Annotated in this window: 1 protein-coding gene; it reads right to left on the bottom strand. The window is 44.7% G+C overall.

The features are described 5' to 3' along the window. Window positions 1-619: DUF808 family protein (locus R7Q11_RS27510; protein WP_225467150.1), on the bottom strand; the 619-nt coding region annotated here is incomplete at both ends.

The following is a 619-nucleotide window of genomic DNA, read 5'->3' as shown; positions in this document are numbered from 1 at the left end:
ATGCCGTTAAGCAAAATAGGCAGAATCGCTGTAGCAACCGAATGACCACTAAAGTTCATAATAATCGGTTCTACAAAGTGGTGAATGGCTGGCACGTTATGCACTACAATCCCGCCACCGACTAAAAACATCGCAGCAGTTCCCACAATCGTTAACAACTTCATCAGCTTTGGTGCAAAAGCAACTAAAGCACTGCCAACTTTCGCCATCCAGCCCTTACCTTTTGAGCGAATTTCAAGGTAGAAGCCCAAGTCATCCAATTTCACGATGCCTGCTACTAAGCCATAAACACCAATGGTCATGATGACCGCAATTAAGCTCACCACTAAGATTTGCGTCACAAGACTCGCCCCAGTCACGGTGCCCAACGCAATCACAATAATTTCCGCTGAGAGAATAAAATCGGTTCGAATCGCACCTGCAACTTTTCGCTTTTCGTAATCCTCTAACGACTCGCCCGTATCCACAAGCTCTTCTTTTTCTTCATGGGGATGTGAGTGTGGAAACAGTTTTTCGAGTACTTTTTCAGCCCCTTCAAAACAGAGAAACAAACCGCCGATTAGTAGCAATGGCATGATCAACCAAGGAATAATTGCGCTAATCAATAATGCAGAAGGCA

The organism is Vibrio sp. 970 (assembly GCF_033339075.1).
Note: the sequence above shows the minus strand (reverse complement) of the source record. Positions and strands in the feature narration are given on the sequence as shown.